Below are 17,351 nucleotides of genomic sequence, written 5' to 3'. Positions count from 1 at the left end.
CGAACGAGCCTCAGCGCGCGCTGAGCTCGTGCACCGCCGCTACCATCGCCGCGACGTGCTCGGGCTGCATGTCCGGCGACATGCCGTGGCCGAGATTGAAGACGTGGCCCTCGCGCGAGCCGCCGTTGCCGTCGCGGTAATCGTCGAGCGCGCGGCCGACTTCGCCGCGGATCGTTTCCGGCGTGGCGTACAAGGTGACCGGATCCAGGTTGCCCTGGATCGCGACCTGGCCGCCGATGCGGCGCGCGGTGTCGCCCAGGCCGATGGTCCAGTCCACACCCACCGCCTCCGCGCCGCTGGCGGCGAGGTCTTCGATATACGGATCGTTGCCCTTGCCGAACAGGATCAGCGGCGCGCGTTCGTCGCCTTCGCCGCGCGGCAGTTCGGCGGCGATGCGTTGCAGATAGCGCAACGAGAACTCGCGGTACATCGACGGCGACAACACGCCGCCCCAGGTGTCGAACACTTGCAGCGCCTGCGCACCGCTGGCGTGCTGGGCCTTGAGGTACTCGATCACCGCGTCGGTGACCACGCTCAGCAGACGGTGCATCGCCGCCGGATCGTTGAGGGCGAGCGACTTCACCTTCGAGTAGTTGTCGCTGCCGCCGCCTTCGACCATGTAGCAGGCCAGCGTCCACGGGCTGCCGGAGAAACCGATCAGCGGCACCGAGCCGTTCAATTCGCGGCGGATCGTTCCGACCGCATCCATCACGTAGCGCAGTTCCTTGCCCATGTCGGGCACGGCAAGGCGGTCGATGTCGGCGGTGGAGCGGATCGGGCGCTCGAACTTCGGGCCTTCGCCGTCGGCGAAATACAGGCCCAGGCCCATCGCATCGGGCACGGTCAGGATGTCGGAGAACAGGATCGCCGCATCGAGCGGAAACCGGCGCAGCGGCTGCAGGGTGACCTCGCAGGCCAGCTCCGGGTTCTTGGCCAGGTTGAGGAAACTGCCGGCCTGGGCGCGGGTGGCGCGGTATTCCGGCAGATAGCGGCCGGCCTGGCGCATCAGCCAGACCGGCGTGCGGTCGACGGGTTGGCGACGCAATGCGCGCAGGAAGCGGTCGTTGACGGGAGAGGGATTGGACATGAGAGAACCGTGGCGAAGTACGCCGTCAATGGGAGGGAAAGATGGAATGCGGCGAGCCGGCGGGGCTGCGCGGGAGATTAGGGGCGTGGAGGGACGGCCGCGGCTGCCTGGAGCAAATCCCCCTCAATCCCCCTTTTGCAAAGGGGGAAGAGATCAAGGGAGGGAGTTTGATCTCGTCGCAACCACACGCCGTTCCCCCCTTGGTAAAAGGGGGGCAGGGGGGATTTGCTGTTCCCGCCCGATCGGACCGAACCACGGAAAGCCTCATCGCGGCGCTTCGGCGCCCTGCGAGAACATCAGGTGGAAGCCGCGCTTGAGCTGTTGGTCGCGGGCCTGTTCCAGCGCCGCCAGGGCGCTGTCGTGGTCCATGAACTGCTCGCGCCGGACCGTGCTGCGGCCGCCGATCTGGCCGGTTTCGCGCACCAGCGTCCAGCCGCCGAGCAAGTCGGGCTGCAGCATCAGCTGTACGAAGCGGGGGGCTTCGCGGCCTTCCGGCCGTTGTTGGAGAAGGAGGCGCACCCGGCGATTGTAGCGGTTGCGGGGCCCGCGCCGAGCGGGCCGGTTGTCGCGGTCCGCACGCCGGAGCGTTGCGTCGGCGGTACTTTCAGGCGCCGCGGAAACCGCGTCGGTAGGCCGAGGGCGAGGTGCCGAGCTGGGCGGCGAAGTGTTGGCGCAGCGAGGCCGGGGTGCCGAAGCCGGTCTCGGCGGCGATCGTGTCCAGGCTGGCATCGCTGGTTTCCAGCAGGCGTTGCGCGCGCGCCAGGCGTTGGCCGGTCAGCCATTGGCCGACCGTGGTGCCGGTGCTGTCGCGGAAGCGGCGGGTGAAGGTGCGCCGGCTCATCAGCGCGCGTTCGGCCAGGGCGTCCAGGCTGTGCGGCCGGTCCAGGTGGGCCAGCGCCCAGGCCAGCACCGCGGCCAGCCGGTCGTCCTGAGCGGAGGCCGGCAAGGGTTGTTCGATGTACTGGGCCTGCCCGCCCTGGCGGTGCGGCGCGACCACCAGGCGGCGGGCGACGCGGTTGGCGATCTCGGCGCCGTGCATGCCGCGCAGCAAGTGCAGGCAGCAATCCAGCGCCGCGGCGGTGCCGGCCGAGGTGGTGATGCGTTCGTCGTCGACATAGAGCACATCGCGTTGCAGAGCGACCTGCGGATAGCGCGCGGCGAAGTGCTCGCTCCAATGCCAGTGCGTGGTCGCGCGGCGACCGTCGAGCAGGCCGGCTTCGGCCAACACGTAGGCGCCCAGGCACAGGCCGACGATGCGCGCGCCGCGCGCGTGGGCGCCGCGCAGGGCCTTGAGCAGAGGTTCCGGCGGGCGCTCGTCGGCGTCGCGCCAGGACGGCACGATGATGGTGTCGGCGCTGCGCAGCGCCTGCAGGCCGTGGCGCGTCTCGATGCTGAAACCGGCGCGGGTGCGCAGGCGGCCGGGCTCGGCGGCGCAGACGCGCAGGTCGAACTGCGGCAGGTCGAGGTCGCGGTCGCCTTCGCGGTTGTCGAACACCAGGCAGGGCACCGACAGGTGGAAGGGGCTGATGCGGTCGAAGGCGACCACGGCCAGGCGGCGGGAAGCGGCGGATTCGTTCATGGCCTGATTCTACATGGCCCGATTCTATCGAATATTGTCATTCGGGCCAGTATCGGCCGGATCGGCAAAGACGAACAATGAGCCCACTTCGCAGCCACCCCTTCCCCGGAGACCACTCATGAACGCTTCGTCCAACAGCCGCAAACGCGCCCTGGTCGTGATCGATGTCCAGAACGACTATTTCGCCGACGGCCTGCCGATCGAATACCCGCCGGTCGCCAAGACCCTGCCCAACATCGGCCGCGCCATGGACGCCGCGCGCGCCGCCGGGGTGCCGGTAGTGGTGGTGCAGAACACCGCGCCGGCCGGCTCGCCGGTGTTCGACAAGGGCACCCCGGGCTGGGAACTCAACGACGTCGTCGCCAGCCGCCCGCGCGATCACTACATCGAGAAGAACTTTCCGAGCGTGTTCACCGGCACCGACTTCAAACAGTGGATCGAGCGCAACGGCATCGACACCCTCAGCGTGATCGGCTACATGACCCACAACTGCGACGCGTCCACGGTGTTCGAGGCCGCGCATCTGAACTTGAACGTGGAGTTCCTGCACGACGCCAGCGGTTCGCTGTCGTACGAGAACAGCGCCGGCCATGCCAGCGCCGAGGAGATCCACCGCGTGTTCAGCGTGGTGTTCCAAAGCCGCTTCGCCGCGGTGCTGAGCACCGACGAATGGATCGATGCGCTGCACACCGGCGCGGTGCCCTACCTCGACAACCCGCATGCCTCGAACCAGCGCGCACGGGCACGCAACAAAGCCGCCGCCTGAGGACCGCTGCCGCCGCCCGGACCCGGCCCGGGTTCGAGCCGGTCTGGCGATGTGCGGCCTTGCAATGCGAAGCCCCGCCCAGGCGGGGCTTCGTCTGTCGGTGGCTCGGCGACTTCAGAACGACGGCGGGTTCTTGAGTTGGACCTGCTGCACCCAGGTGCCGAAACCGGTGTCCAGATGCACGATCTCGCCGAGCAACTGCGCGCCGAGCGCCTCGGCCTTGATGAAGACCGAGCCGTTGTTGTACTCGTTGATTTCGTACTCCGGCCGGCCGCGCACGATGGTGCGCGAGGCGTTCACGTACTGCAGGCCGGTCACGACGATGTTCCACTGATTGCCGTTGGCGTTCAGGGTGGCGAAGGCCGAGCTGTCGTAGACGCCGCCGTTGGTGTAGTTCAGCACCGCATGCTTGATCGCGTCGGTGAGCGCGCTCCAGTTCACGTTGAATATCACCGTGCTGGTGCGCGCGTTCGGGTAGTTGCCGAAGCGCTCGTAGGCGGCCTGCGCGGCGATCTCGGGTAGGTCGGTGGGCTCGAAATGCTTGTCGAGGAATTCGAACTGGTTGGCCATGGACGGCTCCTTGGTGGTGACGGCGGCGGGTTGTGCGGAAGTGGGCTGGCCGGCGCCCGCCGCATCCGTCGCGGGCGAGGGCCGGGTCAGGGCGTTGTGTAGAAGCAGCAGTTCGAGGGGGTTCAAGGCCATGCGGTGCCGATCCTCAGCGCGGGCGGTGCACATCTGGAAACGTGAGGGCGGGGGTGTTGTGAAGCGCGGCGGAGCGCCGCGACGGGGTTCACAGGGGCGGCGCGGCTGCGTTAGTTCGGGCAGTGGATGCAGGCGGGCCGTTCGTTGCGAGCGCACCGCTTTCGATCTCGTCCCGACCGCCAGGAGCCCGCCCCGATGCCCGTATTGACCGCCGCACAACTGCAAGGACTCGCCAGCAACAACCTCGGTGCCGGCACCGAGCTCGATCCAGATTGGCCCGATCCTTATCCCGATGCGCCGTGCTGGGGCTATGCATTGTTCGGCGGCCCGGGCGGGCATGCCGCCAACACGCCGCCGACGATCTTCGACCAGGCGTGGTCGTTCGATGCCGAGGCCGAAGACTTCGTGCTCAATCCGGGGTTCGTCGACTGGGTCCACGACAGCTTCGGCAACGCCGCGGCCGATGCGCAAGCGCAGATTCTCGCGGCGAACGCCGCCACCGCCGGCAACGATGCCGCGCCCGGCAGCGCCGCCGCGAAACAGGCCTGCACGCGTGCGCTCGCGCGCCTGTGCATGATCCTCAGCGGCCTGACCTTATCGGGCAACGGCGGAGCCGCGCCGACACAGTATTCCATCGTCATGGCCTCGGACGGTTGGCGGACTTGGGAGCATTGGGCCTTGGGCTTGGCGAACAACGTCGGCGCGCCGGATAACCCGGCGGTCCAATACACTCAACGCGATGCCGGCGTGAACCCGGTCAATACGCGTTGCGGGATCGTCTGGGGGAATCATCCGATCCTCACCACGCTCTACGTCGCCGAGCTGCTGCCCGGGCATATCGAGTATCTGCAACACGCCGTCGGTTGGCCCTGAGCCAAGCGCTGGATGCGGGGCGTTGGACGCAGATGGGGGGAACTTTCCCGCTGTCGTTCCCGCGAGGGCATTGGAAGATCGCCCGCGAAACTTAGCTGCCGTCGTTCCCGCGAAGGCGGGCTCCGCTTCGCTTCGGCGGAGCCGAATACCCAGGGTTTCGCCGAAGCAAGACGCTGAAAGTCCGCTTTTGCCGGACGACGATTTGTTCTCAAGGCTGAAGAAAGCGGGTGCGGCCGCTATCGAGCCGCACCCGCGTGGTGCGATCAACCGGCGGCGAGCACCGACAGCACCGCGTCGTCGGGCACGCCCGCGACGATCCGCGCCGCGCCGGCCTTGTCCCACAGGATGAAACGCAGGCCGGCGGCGTCGGCCTTCTTGTCCAGGCGCATGCGTTCCAGCAAGGCTTGCGGCGCCAGGCCGTCGGGAATCGAGGTCGGCAGGTCCAGCCGCTCCAGCAAATGCTTCAGGCGATCGACGTCGGCCGGACTCGCGCGTCCGAGCGCCGCCGACAAACGCGCCGCCAACACCATGCCGACCGCGACCGCTTCGCCGTGGTTGAGGCCATCGCCGCGGGTGCCGGCATAGCCTTGTTCGGTTTCGATCGCGTGGCCGAAGGTGTGGCCGAAATTGAGCATGGCGCGGTCGCCGTGTTCGTACAGATCGCGTGCGACCACGTCGGCCTTGTAGCGGCAACTGCGCGCGACCGCTTCGGCCAGGGCCTCGTCGTCGCGGGCCAGCAAGGCCTCTGCGTGCGCCTCCAGCCAATCGAGAAAACTGGCGTCGAAGATCGCGCCGTACTTCACCACTTCGGCCAGGCCGGCGCGCAGTTCGCGATCGGGCAGGCTGCGCAAGGCGGCGGTGTCGGCGATCACCGCGCGCGGCGGATGGAAGGCGCCGACCAGGTTCTTGCCGCTGGGCAGGTCGACCGCGGTCTTGCCGCCGACCGAGGAGTCGACCATCGCCAACAAGGTGGTCGGCACCTGTACGCAGTCGATGCCGCGCATCCAGCAGGCCGCGGCGAAGCCGGCCAGGTCGCCGACCACGCCGCCGCCGAGCGCGATCACGCTGGCGTCGCGGGTGGCGCCGAGCGCGGCGAGTGCGGCCAGGCATTCGCCGAACCGCGTCAGGGTCTTTTCGTGTTCGCCGGGTGGGATCACGAAATGCGCCACGCTCAGGCCCGGCCTGGCCGCATGCAGGGCGGCCTCGACGCGGGCGAGGTAGAGCGGGGCGACGTTTTCGTCGCTGACGATCAGCGCGTGGCGTCCGCGCACGGTGCGCGCCAGGCGTGCGCCGTCGTCGAGCAGGCCGGCGCCGATCTCGATGCTGTAGGTGGTCCCGCCCGATACTTCGACCCTGCGTATCGCGCTCATGCGTTGACTCCGGAATAAGGATGGGGCGCCGACGAGGCGTGCGGGCGTCGCCAGAGCCGATCGAGTTGCTCGGCGAGCTGGGTCGCGGCCTCGGCCGAGGTCAGCGCGCCGGTGTCGAAGCGCAGGTCGGCGACTTGCGCATACAGGGGCGCGCGTTGCTCGGCCAGCGTGCGCAGCACCTGCTCGCGGTCGCTGCCGGCGAGCAGGGGGCGGCTGCGGTCCTGGGCCAGGCGTTCGAGCTGTTGCTCGACGGTGACCAGCAACTGCACCACGAAACCGCGTTCGCGCAGCAAGCGCCGGTTGTCGGCGGCGAGCACGGCGCCGCCGCCGGTGGCGAGCAGCAGGCCGTCGCCTGCGAGCAGCTCGGCCAGCACCGCGCTTTCGCGGGCGCGGAAACCGGCTTCGCCTTCGTGTTCGAAGATCGCCGCCACGCTGCTGCCGGTGCGTTGCTCGATCTCGCGGTCGGCATCGGCCAGGCGCAGGCCGAAATGCTCGGCGAGGCGTTTGCCGATGCAGGTCTTGCCGGCGCCCATGGGGCCGACCAGGATCAGGTTGCTGGCGGGGTTCATGCCCCGATTGTAGGGCACGCAGTAGGGCGCCCGTGCGACGGTGCTTGCGTCGTCTTAACAGGCACCGGCCTAGGCTCGGATCTCCGTCGCCGCGCAGGCGGCGGGCGGTCCTCCGGGACGTCCCATTCGCAGCACCCATCAGGAGAAAGACATGGCGGTCGCCAAAGTCATCGAACTCAATACCTCGTCCACCATCGGCATCGAGGACGCGGTCAAGACCGGCCTGGCCAAATGTGCCGAGTCGGTCAAGAACATCCAGGGCGCCTGGGTCAACGACGTCAAGGTGGTCACCGACGGTTCCGGCAACATCACCGAATGGCGAGTCAACCTGAAAGTGACGTTCGTCGTGAAGTAAGCGCGACCGCTGCGACCGATCGGGAGTGACGAAGCCGGCATTGCCGTCGCTTCGTCACTCGCCGCGTCACTGCGGGTTCGCGGCTGAGAGAACCCGTCGCGAGGCATCCAGGCGCAGGCTCGCGTCGGCGATCTGCGGCAGCCGCGCCAGCGCCTGGCGGCTGACCCGTTCGAACAGGCTTACGAAGCGCTCCACCTGCGCCCGCGTCATCGCCTGGCGGCGAGGGCGCCGCGCCTGCATCGCGGATTCCTGTTGCCAGCGCCAATCGGCGACGACCTCGAAACCCGGCTGCTGCAGGAACAGCAAGCGATCCAGCCGCGACCACAGCGCCGGATAGTCGCGGCCCAAGGCGGCGTTGCAGTGGCCGCGCCAGTGGCCGTCGCCGTCCTCATCGCGTTCGAGCGCATTGATCGGTGCGACCAGTTCGGCCGCAGTCTGCATCGGTGTCTTCAGGAACCAGCCTTCGAACAGGGTCAGGTCGACGGCTTCGGCCTGTGCCCAACGCGACGGCACGACCCGCGTATCGCGCAACTTGTCGAAGCGCGGCCAGCGCACCGCGGCGCCGGCATGCAAGCGGTCGAGTACCTCGCAGGCCAGATCGACGTCGTGGGTGCCCGGCGGCCCGCGCGTGGCCAGCAGTGGATGGACCTCGCGGCCCAGGCGCAGGCGTTCGCGCCGGCCGAGATAGAAGTCGTCGATCGACAACACCGCCACGCGCAACCCCCGCGAGCGCGCGAGCGCAGCCACTTGCGCCGCCAGCGTCGATTTGCCGCTGCCCTGCAGGCCGCAGATGGCGTAGATGCGGGCGTTCGCGGCAAGCGCGTCGTCGAGCACGTGGGCGACGCAGGCCGGTTCAAAGCCGGCCGGTCCAAAGCCGGCCGCTGCGGCCCGCTCGTGGCCCGGCGCTTTGCCGGATAGGGCTGACGGATGCAGGCGCGTCGACATCGGCTCACAATAGCGCAATGACCACGACCCCCGACCTGCTCAACGAAGCCCTCGCCACCTTCGACACGCTGTTCGAAGAAGCCTTCATCGCCGGCGAGCCCGACCCGACCGCGATGACCGTCGCCACCGCCTCGCTCGATGCGCGGCCGTCGGCGCGCACCGTGCTGCTGAAGGCCCACGACGCGCGCGGTTTCGTCTTCTACACCCACCTCGACGGGCGCAAGGGTCGCGAATTGCAGGCCAACCCGCATGCGGCGCTGTTGTTCCATTGGCCGCGCGTGCGCCACGGCGTGCAGGTGCGCATCGAGGGCGCGGTGGAAGTGGTCGGCGATGCCGAGGCCGATGCTTATTTCGCCACCCGCGCACGCGGCAGCCAGCTCGGCGCCTGGGCCTCGAAGCAGTCCGAAACCTTGGCCGACCGCCAGACGTTCGAGCAACGTCTGGCCCAGACCGAACTGCAGTTCGAGGGCCGCGACGTGCCGCGTCCGCCGCGTTGGACCGGCCTGCGCGTGCGCGCCGAGAAGATCGAGTTCTGGTACGGCGCCGACTTCCGCCTGCACGAGCGCTGGTCCTACGAATGCGACCGCGCCGGCGACTGGAACAAGCGGATGCTGTATCCGTGACGCTCGCCGCTGCGATGCGCGCGGCGGGCTCGCGCCACGCGCATCAGTGCTCGCGCTTGTACCAGAAGGTGTCCTGCATCCGCGCCATGCCGGCGCGTTCGTAGAAACCGACCGCGTCCGGCACCGAAGCCAGGATCACGCTGACGCTGGGTCCGACTTGACGGCGGACTTCGTCGAGCAGGCCTTTGCCGATGCCGAGCCCCTGCGCCGAAGCCGACACCGCCAGTTCCGACAGATAACAGCACCAGGAAAAATCGGTGACGCAGCGGGCCACGCCGACCAAGGTCGCATCGGCCCGGTCCAGGCGCGCGGTGACGATCAGGTTCGCGGCCGACAGCATCGCCTGCAGACGCGGCTCGTCGGCGACCGGACGGATGCTGCCGAGGCCGGAACGTTCGAGCACCTGCCGGAACTCGGCGACCTCGATCGTCGGTTCGCGGGCATAGACGATGCGGATGGGTTCGGCCATGGCCGGCACCTTCGCATCGCCCGCGCCGCGGTGCAAACGCGCGTTCGGCGCGCGCTCAGCGGTGTCAGCGCTGTTTGGCCGACCAAGCCTGGATGATGCCGCTCAGGGCGTCCAAGCCCGCGGTCAGCGCGGCCGGGCCGGGCTGCAGGATGATCGGCGACTTGATCTCGTGCAGTTCGCCGTCGCGCACCGCCGGGATCGCGTCCCAGCCCTCGCGCGCCGCCACCTGTTCGGGGCGGAATTTCTTGCCGCACCAACTGCCGAGGATCAGGTCCGGCGCGCGCCGCACCACTTCGAGCGGGTCGGCCAGGATACGGTCGCGCGCCAGCGACATCGCCGCGCGTTCGGGAAAGACGTCGTCGCCGCCGGCGATGCCGACCAACTCGGAGACCCAGCGGATGCCGGTGATCGGCGGCGTGTCCCATTCCTCGAAGTACACCCGCGGCCGGCGCGGCATCGCCGCGGCGCGCGCCTGCGCCTCGGCGATGCGCCGCTCGTATTCGTTGGCCAGGGCATCGGCGCGGTCGCCGGCGCCGACCAGGGCGCCGAGGCGGCGGATGTAGTCGAGGATGCCGGCGACGCTGCGGTGATTGCTGATCCAGACTTCGATGCCGTGCTTGATCAGCTCGCTGGCGATCTCGGCCTGGATGTCGGAGAAGCCGACCACGAAGTCGGGCTGCAGCTTGAGGATCTCGCCGATCTTGGCGCTGGTGAAGGCGCTGACCTTGGGTTTTTCCTTGCGCGCGATCGCCGGCCGCACGGTGAACCCGCTGATACCGACGATCCGGTGTTGTTCGCCGAGCAGGTACAGGGTTTCGGTGGGCTCTTCGGTGAGGCAGACAATGCGTTGCGGGCCCATGGGGTTCCGATGCTGACGACGAAGCGGGGATTGTCGGCCAAGCCGGCGATCCGCGGCGAGGGGCCCATGGCCGGCGGCAGGGCGACTCGGCGCAGATTTGGGTGCAGCGCAGCAATCGCAGGCCCTTCCAGGCGGGGTAAACGGCGGAATCGCACGGCGGGATCACAGTTCGTCGCCGTATGGTGCAGCGCGGCGTGTGTTGACCATACCGCTTCGTACAGTCGGGCCGTCGGTGCCTGCCGACGTCCACCCACGATCGGAGGGATCATGTCGCGACTTCATTACCGGCGCCTGTTGCGCGCACCGCTGCTGCTGGCCTGTCTGCTGTTGGCCGGCGTGTTCCCGGCATCGGCCGACGATTACACCCGGACCCGCTACCCGGTGGTGCTGGTGCACGGCTTGTTCGGTTTCGACGCGATCGGCGGCGTCTACGGTTACTGGTTCGGCATACCCGAGGCCCTGCGCGCCGGTGGCGCCCGCGTGCACGTCGCTCAAGTGGCCGCGACCCAATCCAACGAAGTCCGCGGCGAAGCCTTGATCGACCAGCTCGAACACCTGCAGGCCCTGCACGGCTACGGCAAGTTCAATCTGATCGGCCACAGCCAGGGCGGCCCGACCGCGCGCTATGTCGCGGCGGTGCGTCCCGACCTGGTCGCGTCGATGACGTCGGTCGGTTCGCCGCATGCCGGCAGCAAGGTCGCCGATTTCGTCGGCACGACCCTGCCGGAAGGCTCGCCGCTGCGGCCTCTGGTGGCCTCGTTCGCCAACGCCTTCGCCGGCCTGATCGGCCTGTTGTCGGGCAGCGACGACACCCAGGATTCGCTGGCCGCCTTGGCCGCGCTGGAAAGCGCCGGTTCGGCGCGGTTCAACGCGCGCTACCCGCAGGGCGCGCCGACCACCGCCTGCGGTTCCGGCGCCGCAAGCGTCAACGGCATTCGCTATTACTCGCTCGGCGGCACCTCGCGCGGCACCCACCTGCTCGATGCCTCCGACGTGGCCATGGTCGCCGGCGGCCTGTTGTTCGGCGGCGAAGCCAACGACGGCCTGGTCGGGCGCTGCTCCTCGCATTGGGGCCAGGTGATCCGCGACGACTACGCTTGGAACCATCTCGACGAGGTCAACCAGATCGCCGGCCTGCGCGGCCTCTTCAGTTCCAGCCCGACCAGCGTTTATCGCAGTCAGGTCAACCGCCTCAAGAACGCCGGTCTGTAAGCGATGCGGCCGGTGCCGGGCATGCTCGCGGCGGCGTGTGCCTTCGCCGCGATGCTCGCGGGCGGGTGGTGGCTGTCGAGCCGCGACCGCGGGTCGGCGATCACCACCTCGGCGGTGACCGCGGTGCGCGACATCGATCCGCCATCGATCGTTGTGGCCTCTGCGGGCGGCCCGGCGACGGGCACGACGGCATCGTCGCCGTCCGACTCCCTGCGCGACACCGACGTCGACGGCGCTGTGCGCGTCGACGCGCAGGGACGGCCGCAGCCGGATCGCGAGTTGCGGCGCTTGTTCGATTACTTCCTCAGCCGCATCGGCGAGCAATCGCCGGAAGCGATCCGCGTCGCCTTGATCGCGCATCTGCAGCCGCGGCTGGCCGCCGATGCCTTGGCGACGGTGCTGGCCTGGTTCGATGCCTATGTCGCCCTGGAGCGCGACTCGGTCGTAGCCGGACACGAGGCCCGCGACATGACGGCCGCAGTGGCGCGGGTGCGTTCGCTGCGCCGCGAACGCCTCGGCGCCGAACTCGCGCAGGCCTGGTATGGCGAGGAAGAGCGTGCCTACGACGATGCGCTTACTCGGCGCAGGTTGTTAGCCGATCGCAGCCTCGACGAGGCCACGCGCGCAAGGCGCCTGGCCGAACTGGATGCGCTGGACCCGCAACGCCAGACCTTGCAGGCGCAAAGCCTCGAACTCGACAGCGCCGTGCGGCAAAGCCGCGATTTCGAACTGCGCCAGGTCGACGCCGCCACGCGTTACGCCGAACGCGAAGCCTTGTTCGGGCGCGAGGCCGCGCAGCGCCTGGCCGCTCTGGATGCGCGCAAGACGCAATGGCAGGAGCGCTTGCGCCGCTATGCCGCGCAGCGCCGACGCGTGCTGGCCGATACCGCGCTCAGCGACAGCCAGCGCCGGCAGCGCATGGCTTCGCTATTGCAGGGGTTCGACGCCAACGAACGCCGCCGCGTCGATGTGTTGACGCGCAATGGGTTGTTGCCGGGGCCATAGAGCTTGCGTCGGCGGTCGTAGTGTCGTGGTCGCGGCTCGCGCCGCTCCTACCCCCGCCACGTCGCCAAAGGGTAGGAGCGGCGTCCTACTGGATTTCCTGCGGTCACGAGCCGCGACCGCCATGGTCAACGACTGCGCTGCGCAACGACCCGCTACATCCAAACGTCCATCGCCCTTGCTCGTCATCCCGGCGAAAGCGGGGTGAATGGATGTGCGACCGACAACCTCAGAAAAAATCCCGATTGAACTGCAAGGTATAGCGCTGCCCCTGTTCGCCGACTGCCTTGACGTCGAAGCGCAAGGTGTCCGGCGGCGAGATCGCGACCACGCCGACGTAGTCGAGCAGGTCGCCGTCGCGCATCTCGCGCATGCTCAGGGCCTGCTTGCGGCCGAGCAGGTCGACGCTGGTCACCGTGACTTTCGCCGGCACCGACACCGAGGTCGCATCGTCGCCCTTGCGCAGCGACACCACCACCAGCACTGTGCGTTCGTCGTGGCTGGCGCCGTAGCGTTGCGCGATCGCCGGCGACAATTGCTTGGCCTGGATGGCGCTGGCGCGCACGCTGATGTCGCCGATGCGCACCACTTCTTCGCTGCGCGCGGCATTCGGGTTCTGCGCCGGCGCCGGGCCCTCGCCGCCGCAGCCGGCGAGCAGCGCCAGCATCAATCCCGCCGCGGCCTTGCCTGCGAAGCCGTTCATTCGTTCGCCGCCGACAACTGGCGGCCGCGCTCGGTCGCCGCAGCGATCGCGCGGTCGACCAGGGAGCGGAAACCGCCGGCCTCGAAGGTCTCGATCGCGGCCTGCGTGGTGCCGCCCGGCGAGGTCACGCGTGCGCGCAGCACTTCGGCCGGGTCGTCGCTATGGGTCAGCATGGTCGCCGCGCCGAGCAGGGTCTGCCGGACCAGGGCGCGCGCCGCCTCGGCGCTCAGCCCTTGGGCCTGGCCGGCCTGCTGCATCGCTTCGGCGAGCAGGAACACGTAGGCCGGGCCGCTGCCGGAGACCGCGGTCACCGCATCCATCTGCGCTTCCTCGTCGATGCGCACGGTCGGCCCGACTGCATCGAGCAGGCTCGCCGCCTGATCGAAACGCGGAGCCGCGGCGGCATTGGCGTACAGCCCCGTGATGCCGGCGCCGAGCAGGGCGGGGGTGTTCGGCATCGCCCGCACGACCGCGGCGCCACCGCCGAGCCAACGGTCGAGCTGGCCGGCGGTGATGCCGGCGGCGATCGAAATCGCCAGCGGGCGTTGCGCCGCGGCCTGCGCCGCGAGGCTCGCGCAGACCTCGCGCATGACCTGCGGTTTGACCGCGAGCAACCACAGCGATGCACCCTCGGCCGCGACGCTGGCGTCGTCGAAGCACTGCACGCCGAAGTCGCGCTGCAGTGCTTCGCGCAGGGCCTGGACGGGTTCGGCGACGCGGATGTCGCTTGCGGCGACGCCGCGGGCGACCAGGCCGCCGATCAGGCTGCGCGCCATGTTGCCGCCGCCGATGAAGGCGATCGACCCGGAGGGGAGGGAAGCGGATTCGGACATGTTCGACCACTGCGGAAAACCGGAGCGCAGGATAACAACCGGCGTCGGCGGCGTCCGCCGCGCTCGCAGTGTCCGCAGTGTCCGTCTGGGCACCCAGGCACCCAGGCACCCAGGCACCGGGGAGGTCAGGTCTGCGGTTTGGTCCGCGCGCCGAACAGGGCGGTGCCGATCCGGACCATGGTCGAGCCCTCGGCGATCGCCACCGCGTAGTCGTCGCTCATGCCCATCGACAAGGTGTCGACGCTGCGGTGAGTTTGAGTGAGCGAGTCGAACAACTGCTTGCTGCGCCGGAACGCGGGGCGCAGCAGTTCCGGCTCGCCGTGCGGCGCCGGGATCACCATCAGCCCGCGCAGGCACAGCCGCGGCTCGGCGGCGATGGCCGTCGCCAGCGCTTCCACTTCCTCGGGACGGCAGCCGTGCTTGCTGGCTTCGTCGTCGATATTCACTTGAATCAATACGTTGAGCGCGGCCTGGTCGGCGCGTCGGTACCGGGCCAGGGCGGTCACCAGCTTCAGGCGGTCGACGGTCTGGACCCAATCGAAGCGCGTGGCGGCCTCGGCGGCCTTGTTCGACTGCAGGTGGCCGATCAGGTGCCACTCCAGCGCCAGCCCGGCCGCGGCGGTCCCGGCCATCGCGGTTTGCTTGGCCAGGGCCTCCTGAACGTAGTTCTCGCCGAACGCGGTTTGCCCTTTCAGCGCCAGATTCGCGACCGCCGTCTCATCCCAGGTCTTACTGACCGCAAGCAATCGAGGTACCGGCCTTCCGGCGTCATGCGCCGTATGCGTCAACTGATGCAAGATGTCGTGCAGGACGTGCTCGTGCACGAGGGGAATCCTGTAGTGAAAGGGCTGGATCGGACATGCCGTGAGGGGGCTATACTGCCTCGCAGGGGTGGTTTGGTTCCAGCTTGAAGTTGCAATCAAGCCCTTGAGGCTGGCTTTTCACGGACCCGGTTGACGGGTCCCTGCAGTGCGGGGAGCACGCATGGATATCGCCGAACTTCTGGCGTTTTCGGTCAAGAACAAAGCATCCGATCTTCATCTGTCGGCAGGTCTGCCGCCGATGATCCGGGTCGACGGCGACGTACGCCGCATCAACATCCCGGCCCTGGACCACAAACAGGTCCATGCGCTCGTCTACGACATCATGTCGGACAAGCAGCGCCGCGACTTCGAAGAATTCCTCGAGGTCGACTTCTCGTTCGAGATTCCCGGCCTGGCGCGTTTCCGCGTCAACGCCTTCAATCAGAACCGCGGCGCCGGTGCGGTGTTCCGTACCATTCCGTCGGAAGTGCTGTCGCTGGAAGACCTCGGCTGCCCGCCGATCTTCCGCCAGCTGATCGAGCAGCCGCAGGGTCTGATCCTGGTGACCGGCCCGACCGGTTCGGGCAAGTCGACCACGCTCGCGGCGATGATCGACCACATCAACAAGAACGAGTACGCGCACATCCTGTCGGTCGAAGACCCGATCGAGTTCGTGCACACCTCGCAGAAGTGCCTGATCAACCAGCGCGAAGTCCACCGCGACACCCACGGCTTCAACGAGGCCCTGCGTTCGGCCTTGCGCGAAGACCCCGACTACATCCTGGTCGGCGAGTTGCGCGACCTGGAAACCATCCGCCTGGCGCTGACCGCGGCCGAGACCGGCCACTTGGTGTTCGGCACCCTGCATACCTCGTCGGCGGCCAAGACCGTCGACCGCATCATCGACGTGTTCCCGGCCGGCGAAAAGCCGATGGTGCGTTCGATGCTGTCGGAGTCCTTGCGCGCGGTGATCTCGCAGGCCCTGCTCAAGAAGGTCGGCGGCGGTCGTACCGCGGCGTGGGAGATCATGGTCGGCATCCCCGCCATCCGTAACCTGATCCGCGAAGACAAGGTCGCGCAGATGTACTCGGCGATCCAGACCGGCCAGAGCCACGGCATGATGACGCTCGACCAGCACCTGCAAGACCTCGTCAAGCGCGGCATGATCCTGCGGCCGCAGGCGCGCGAGTACGCGAAGGACAAGCGTTTGTTCGACTGATGCGCCCGCCGGCGAAGTTTCCCGCTTCGCCGGCCTCCGCATCGCGCCGATCGCCGCTTGCGCACGACTTCCCCTAGTTCCAGACCTCCCGAGGAGGTAGCCCCATGAACAACCCAGCCAATCCGAATCCGGCCGGCCCGGCCAGCCCCGCTACCGGCGCCATCGACTTCACCTCGTTCCTCAAGCTGATGGCGCACCAGCGCGCCTCGGACTTGTTCATCACCTCGGGCATGCCGCCGTCGATGAAGGTCCACGGCAAGATCAGCCCGATCACCCAGAACCCGCTGACGCCGCAGCAGAGCCGCGATCTGGTGCTCAACGTGATGAGCCCGCAGCAGCGCGAAGAGTTCGAAAAGACCCACGAGTGCAACTTCGCCATCGGCGTGACCGGCGTCGGCCGCTTCCGCGTGAGCTGCTTCTACCAGCGCAACCAGGTCGGCATGGTCCTGCGCCGCATCGAGACCAAGATCCCGACCGTCGAAGAGCTGAATCTGCCGCCGATCATCAAGACGCTGGCGATGACCAAGCGCGGCATCATCATCTTCGTCGGCGCGACCGGTACCGGTAAGTCGACTTCGCTCGCGGCGATGATCGGCTACCGCAACCAGAACTCGACCGGCCACATCATCACCATCGAAGACCCGATCGAATTCGTCCACCGCCACGAAGGCTGCATCATCACCCAGCGCGAAGTCGGCATCGACACCGACAGCTGGGAGAACGCGCTCAAGAACACCCTGCGCCAGGCGCCGGACGTGATCATGATCGGCGAGGTGCGCACCCGCGAAGGCATGGACCACGCCATCGCCTTCGCCGAAACCGGCCACCTGGTGCTGTGCACGCTGCACGCCAACAACGCCAACCAGGCGATGGACCGCATCATCAACTTCTTCCCCGAAGACCGCCGCGACCAGCTGCTGATGGACTTGTCGCTGAACCTCAAGGGCGTGGTCGCCCAGCAGCTGATCCCGACCCCGGACGGCAAGGGCCGCCGTGTCGCCATGGAAATCCTGCTCGGCACCCCACTGGCCCAGGACTACATCCGCGACGGCGAGATCCACAAGCTCAAGGAGCTGATGAAGGAATCCGTGCAGCTCGGCATGAAGACCTTCGACCAGGCCTTGTTCGAGCTCTACCAGGCCGGCGAAATCGGCTACGAAGACGCCCTGCGCTACGCCGACTCGCAGAACGAAGTGCGTCTGCGCATCAAGCTCGCCCAGGGCGGCGACGCGCGCACCTTGTCGCAAGGCATGGACGGCGTCGAAGTGGCCGAAGTGCGCTAAGGCATCGGCGACATCGTCAGAAATGAAGAACCCGGCTTCGGCCGGGTTTTTTGTTTGCGGTCTATGTGCTTTTGGCTGCTTGAATTCACAAATCGGCGA

At 68.2% G+C, this 17,351-nt stretch carries 20 protein-coding genes; 8 read left to right on the top strand and 12 right to left on the bottom strand.

Annotated elements, in window-relative coordinates; translation table 11 throughout:
* Positions 1-10 precede the first annotated feature (10 nt).
* The 3 genes from hemE to EX88_RS0105345 form a co-directional block, all read right to left on the bottom strand.
* A complete protein-coding gene (gene hemE, locus EX88_RS0105355) occupies positions 11-1,087 on the bottom strand; it encodes a uroporphyrinogen decarboxylase (RefSeq protein WP_031370977.1) in 1,077 nt (358 codons plus the stop codon).
* Positions 1,088-1,351: 264 nt separating this feature from the next.
* Positions 1,352-1,606, bottom strand: a complete 255-nt coding sequence (locus EX88_RS0105350) for a WGR domain-containing protein (RefSeq protein ID WP_031370976.1) — start codon at positions 1,604-1,606, stop codon at positions 1,352-1,354.
* Positions 1,607-1,691: 85 nt separating this feature from the next.
* Positions 1,692-2,666, bottom strand: a complete 975-nt coding sequence (locus EX88_RS0105345) for a helix-turn-helix domain-containing protein (RefSeq protein ID WP_031370975.1) — start codon at positions 2,664-2,666, stop codon at positions 1,692-1,694.
* 118 nt (positions 2,667-2,784) lie between these two features.
* Between EX88_RS0105345 and EX88_RS0105340 the strand changes: the two genes are divergently transcribed.
* Complete coding sequence (locus tag EX88_RS0105340) at positions 2,785-3,432, top strand: cysteine hydrolase family protein (protein WP_031370974.1); 648 nt, start codon at positions 2,785-2,787, stop codon at positions 3,430-3,432.
* A 114-nt stretch (positions 3,433-3,546) separates the two neighbouring features.
* On the opposite strand, the gene EX88_RS0105335 is transcribed toward EX88_RS0105340, so the two are convergent.
* Positions 3,547-4,134, bottom strand: a complete 588-nt coding sequence (locus EX88_RS0105335; protein WP_031370973.1) for a hypothetical protein — start codon at positions 4,132-4,134, stop codon at positions 3,547-3,549.
* 195 nt (positions 4,135-4,329) lie between these two features.
* On the opposite strand from EX88_RS0105335, the gene EX88_RS0105330 reads away from it, so the two are divergent.
* Positions 4,330-5,007, top strand: a complete 678-nt coding sequence (locus tag EX88_RS0105330; RefSeq protein WP_031370972.1) for a hypothetical protein — start codon at positions 4,330-4,332, stop codon at positions 5,005-5,007.
* 263 nt (positions 5,008-5,270) lie between these two features.
* On the opposite strand, the gene aroB is transcribed toward EX88_RS0105330, so the two are convergent.
* Both aroB and EX88_RS0105320 read right to left on the bottom strand, forming a co-directional pair.
* On the bottom strand, positions 5,271-6,377 hold the full coding sequence (aroB, locus tag EX88_RS0105325; RefSeq protein WP_031370971.1) for a 3-dehydroquinate synthase: 1,107 nt from the start codon (positions 6,375-6,377) through the stop codon (positions 5,271-5,273).
* Positions 6,374-6,946, bottom strand: coding sequence for a shikimate kinase (locus tag EX88_RS0105320; protein WP_031370970.1), 573 nt, complete (start codon positions 6,944-6,946; stop codon positions 6,374-6,376). The genes aroB and EX88_RS0105320 overlap by 4 nt, the downstream gene beginning before the upstream one ends.
* A 151-nt stretch (positions 6,947-7,097) precedes the next feature.
* Between EX88_RS0105320 and EX88_RS0105315 the strand changes: the two genes are divergently transcribed.
* Positions 7,098-7,301: a dodecin family protein gene (locus EX88_RS0105315; protein WP_031370969.1), complete on the top strand. Its 204-nt coding sequence runs from the start codon at positions 7,098-7,100 to the stop codon at positions 7,299-7,301.
* Between the two features lie 66 nt (positions 7,302-7,367).
* On the opposite strand, the gene EX88_RS0105310 is transcribed toward EX88_RS0105315, so the two are convergent.
* Positions 7,368-8,246, bottom strand: coding sequence for a kinase (locus tag EX88_RS0105310; RefSeq protein WP_152566104.1), 879 nt, complete (start codon positions 8,244-8,246; stop codon positions 7,368-7,370).
* A gap of 17 nt (positions 8,247-8,263) precedes the next feature.
* Here EX88_RS0105310 and pdxH point away from each other — a divergent pair, with 17 nt between their 5' ends.
* The gene (gene pdxH, locus EX88_RS0105305) at positions 8,264-8,869 is read left to right on the top strand and encodes a pyridoxamine 5'-phosphate oxidase (protein ID WP_031370967.1); all 606 of its coding nucleotides are present in this window, start codon (positions 8,264-8,266) and stop codon (positions 8,867-8,869) included.
* 43 nt (positions 8,870-8,912) lie between these two features.
* Here the strand turns inward: pdxH and EX88_RS0105300 are convergent, their stop codons facing one another.
* Together EX88_RS0105300 and EX88_RS0105295 are read right to left on the bottom strand one after the other, a co-directional pair.
* Positions 8,913-9,338, bottom strand: coding sequence for a GNAT family N-acetyltransferase (locus EX88_RS0105300; RefSeq protein ID WP_031370966.1), 426 nt, complete (start codon positions 9,336-9,338; stop codon positions 8,913-8,915).
* A gap of 64 nt (positions 9,339-9,402) precedes the next feature.
* Entirely contained in the window at positions 9,403-10,197 is a 795-nt protein-coding gene (locus tag EX88_RS0105295) for an ABC transporter substrate-binding protein (protein WP_031370965.1), read from the bottom strand.
* 267 nt (positions 10,198-10,464) lie between these two features.
* On the opposite strand from EX88_RS0105295, the gene EX88_RS0105290 reads away from it, so the two are divergent.
* The gene (locus EX88_RS0105290; protein WP_031370964.1) at positions 10,465-11,409 is read left to right on the top strand and encodes a lipase family alpha/beta hydrolase; all 945 of its coding nucleotides are present in this window, start codon (positions 10,465-10,467) and stop codon (positions 11,407-11,409) included.
* Between the two features lie 21 nt (positions 11,410-11,430).
* On the top strand, positions 11,431-12,414 hold the full coding sequence (locus tag EX88_RS0105285; protein WP_235186201.1) for a lipase secretion chaperone: 984 nt from the start codon (positions 11,431-11,433) through the stop codon (positions 12,412-12,414).
* Positions 12,415-12,640: 226 nt separating this feature from the next.
* Here the strand turns inward: EX88_RS0105285 and EX88_RS0105280 are convergent, their stop codons facing one another.
* The 3 genes from EX88_RS0105280 to EX88_RS0105270 all read right to left on the bottom strand — a co-directional run bounded on the left by EX88_RS0105280 (position 12,641) and on the right by EX88_RS0105270 (position 14,735).
* Positions 12,641-13,114, bottom strand: a complete 474-nt coding sequence (locus EX88_RS0105280) for a DUF4426 domain-containing protein (protein WP_031370962.1) — start codon at positions 13,112-13,114, stop codon at positions 12,641-12,643.
* The gene (proC, locus tag EX88_RS0105275) at positions 13,111-13,947 is read right to left on the bottom strand and encodes a pyrroline-5-carboxylate reductase (RefSeq protein ID WP_031370961.1); all 837 of its coding nucleotides are present in this window, start codon (positions 13,945-13,947) and stop codon (positions 13,111-13,113) included. Before proC ends, EX88_RS0105280 begins: the two co-directional genes overlap by 4 nt.
* A gap of 125 nt (positions 13,948-14,072) precedes the next feature.
* Positions 14,073-14,735, bottom strand: a complete 663-nt coding sequence (locus EX88_RS0105270) for a YggS family pyridoxal phosphate-dependent enzyme (RefSeq protein ID WP_051884554.1) — start codon at positions 14,733-14,735, stop codon at positions 14,073-14,075.
* A gap of 196 nt (positions 14,736-14,931) precedes the next feature.
* Between EX88_RS0105270 and EX88_RS0105265 the strand changes: the two genes are divergently transcribed.
* On the top strand, positions 14,932-15,969 hold the full coding sequence (locus tag EX88_RS0105265) for a type IV pilus twitching motility protein PilT (protein WP_031370959.1): 1,038 nt from the start codon (positions 14,932-14,934) through the stop codon (positions 15,967-15,969).
* A gap of 104 nt (positions 15,970-16,073) precedes the next feature.
* On the top strand, positions 16,074-17,252 hold the full coding sequence (locus EX88_RS0105260; protein WP_051884544.1) for a PilT/PilU family type 4a pilus ATPase: 1,179 nt from the start codon (positions 16,074-16,076) through the stop codon (positions 17,250-17,252).
* Positions 17,253-17,351 lie beyond the last annotated feature (99 nt).

This window comes from Lysobacter antibioticus (assembly GCF_000731095.1).
Classification (GTDB): Bacteria; Pseudomonadota; Gammaproteobacteria; order Xanthomonadales; family Xanthomonadaceae; genus Lysobacter; species Lysobacter antibioticus_B.
This window is presented reverse-complemented; position numbering and strand designations above follow the sequence as displayed.

Excerpts from the sequence above, each read along its gene's own strand:
- hemE (WP_031370977.1), bottom strand. The coding sequence starts at position 1,087 with ATGTCCAATCCCTCTCCCGTCAACGACCGCTTCCTGCGCGCATTGCGT.
- EX88_RS0105345 (WP_031370975.1), bottom strand. The coding sequence starts at position 2,666 with ATGAACGAATCCGCCGCTTCCCGCCGCCTGGCCGTGGTCGCCTTCGAC.
- EX88_RS0105340 (WP_031370974.1), top strand. The coding sequence starts at position 2,785 with ATGAACGCTTCGTCCAACAGCCGCAAACGCGCCCTGGTCGTGATCGAT.
- EX88_RS0105335 (WP_031370973.1), bottom strand. The coding sequence starts at position 4,134 with ATGGCCTTGAACCCCCTCGAACTGCTGCTTCTACACAACGCCCTGACC.
- EX88_RS0105330 (WP_031370972.1), top strand. The coding sequence starts at position 4,330 with ATGCCCGTATTGACCGCCGCACAACTGCAAGGACTCGCCAGCAACAAC.
- aroB (WP_031370971.1), bottom strand. The coding sequence starts at position 6,377 with ATGAGCGCGATACGCAGGGTCGAAGTATCGGGCGGGACCACCTACAGC.
- EX88_RS0105320 (WP_031370970.1), bottom strand. The coding sequence starts at position 6,946 with ATGAACCCCGCCAGCAACCTGATCCTGGTCGGCCCCATGGGCGCCGGC.
- EX88_RS0105315 (WP_031370969.1), top strand. The coding sequence starts at position 7,098 with ATGGCGGTCGCCAAAGTCATCGAACTCAATACCTCGTCCACCATCGGC.
- EX88_RS0105310 (WP_152566104.1), bottom strand. The coding sequence starts at position 8,246 with ATGTCGACGCGCCTGCATCCGTCAGCCCTATCCGGCAAAGCGCCGGGC.
- pdxH (WP_031370967.1), top strand. The coding sequence starts at position 8,264 with ATGACCACGACCCCCGACCTGCTCAACGAAGCCCTCGCCACCTTCGAC.
- EX88_RS0105300 (WP_031370966.1), bottom strand. The coding sequence starts at position 9,338 with ATGGCCGAACCCATCCGCATCGTCTATGCCCGCGAACCGACGATCGAG.
- EX88_RS0105295 (WP_031370965.1), bottom strand. The coding sequence starts at position 10,197 with ATGGGCCCGCAACGCATTGTCTGCCTCACCGAAGAGCCCACCGAAACC.
- EX88_RS0105290 (WP_031370964.1), top strand. The coding sequence starts at position 10,465 with ATGTCGCGACTTCATTACCGGCGCCTGTTGCGCGCACCGCTGCTGCTG.
- EX88_RS0105285 (WP_235186201.1), top strand. The coding sequence starts at position 11,431 with ATGCTCGCGGCGGCGTGTGCCTTCGCCGCGATGCTCGCGGGCGGGTGG.
- EX88_RS0105280 (WP_031370962.1), bottom strand. The coding sequence starts at position 13,114 with ATGAACGGCTTCGCAGGCAAGGCCGCGGCGGGATTGATGCTGGCGCTG.
- proC (WP_031370961.1), bottom strand. The coding sequence starts at position 13,947 with ATGTCCGAATCCGCTTCCCTCCCCTCCGGGTCGATCGCCTTCATCGGC.
- EX88_RS0105265 (WP_031370959.1), top strand. The coding sequence starts at position 14,932 with ATGGATATCGCCGAACTTCTGGCGTTTTCGGTCAAGAACAAAGCATCC.
- EX88_RS0105260 (WP_051884544.1), top strand. The coding sequence starts at position 16,074 with ATGAACAACCCAGCCAATCCGAATCCGGCCGGCCCGGCCAGCCCCGCT.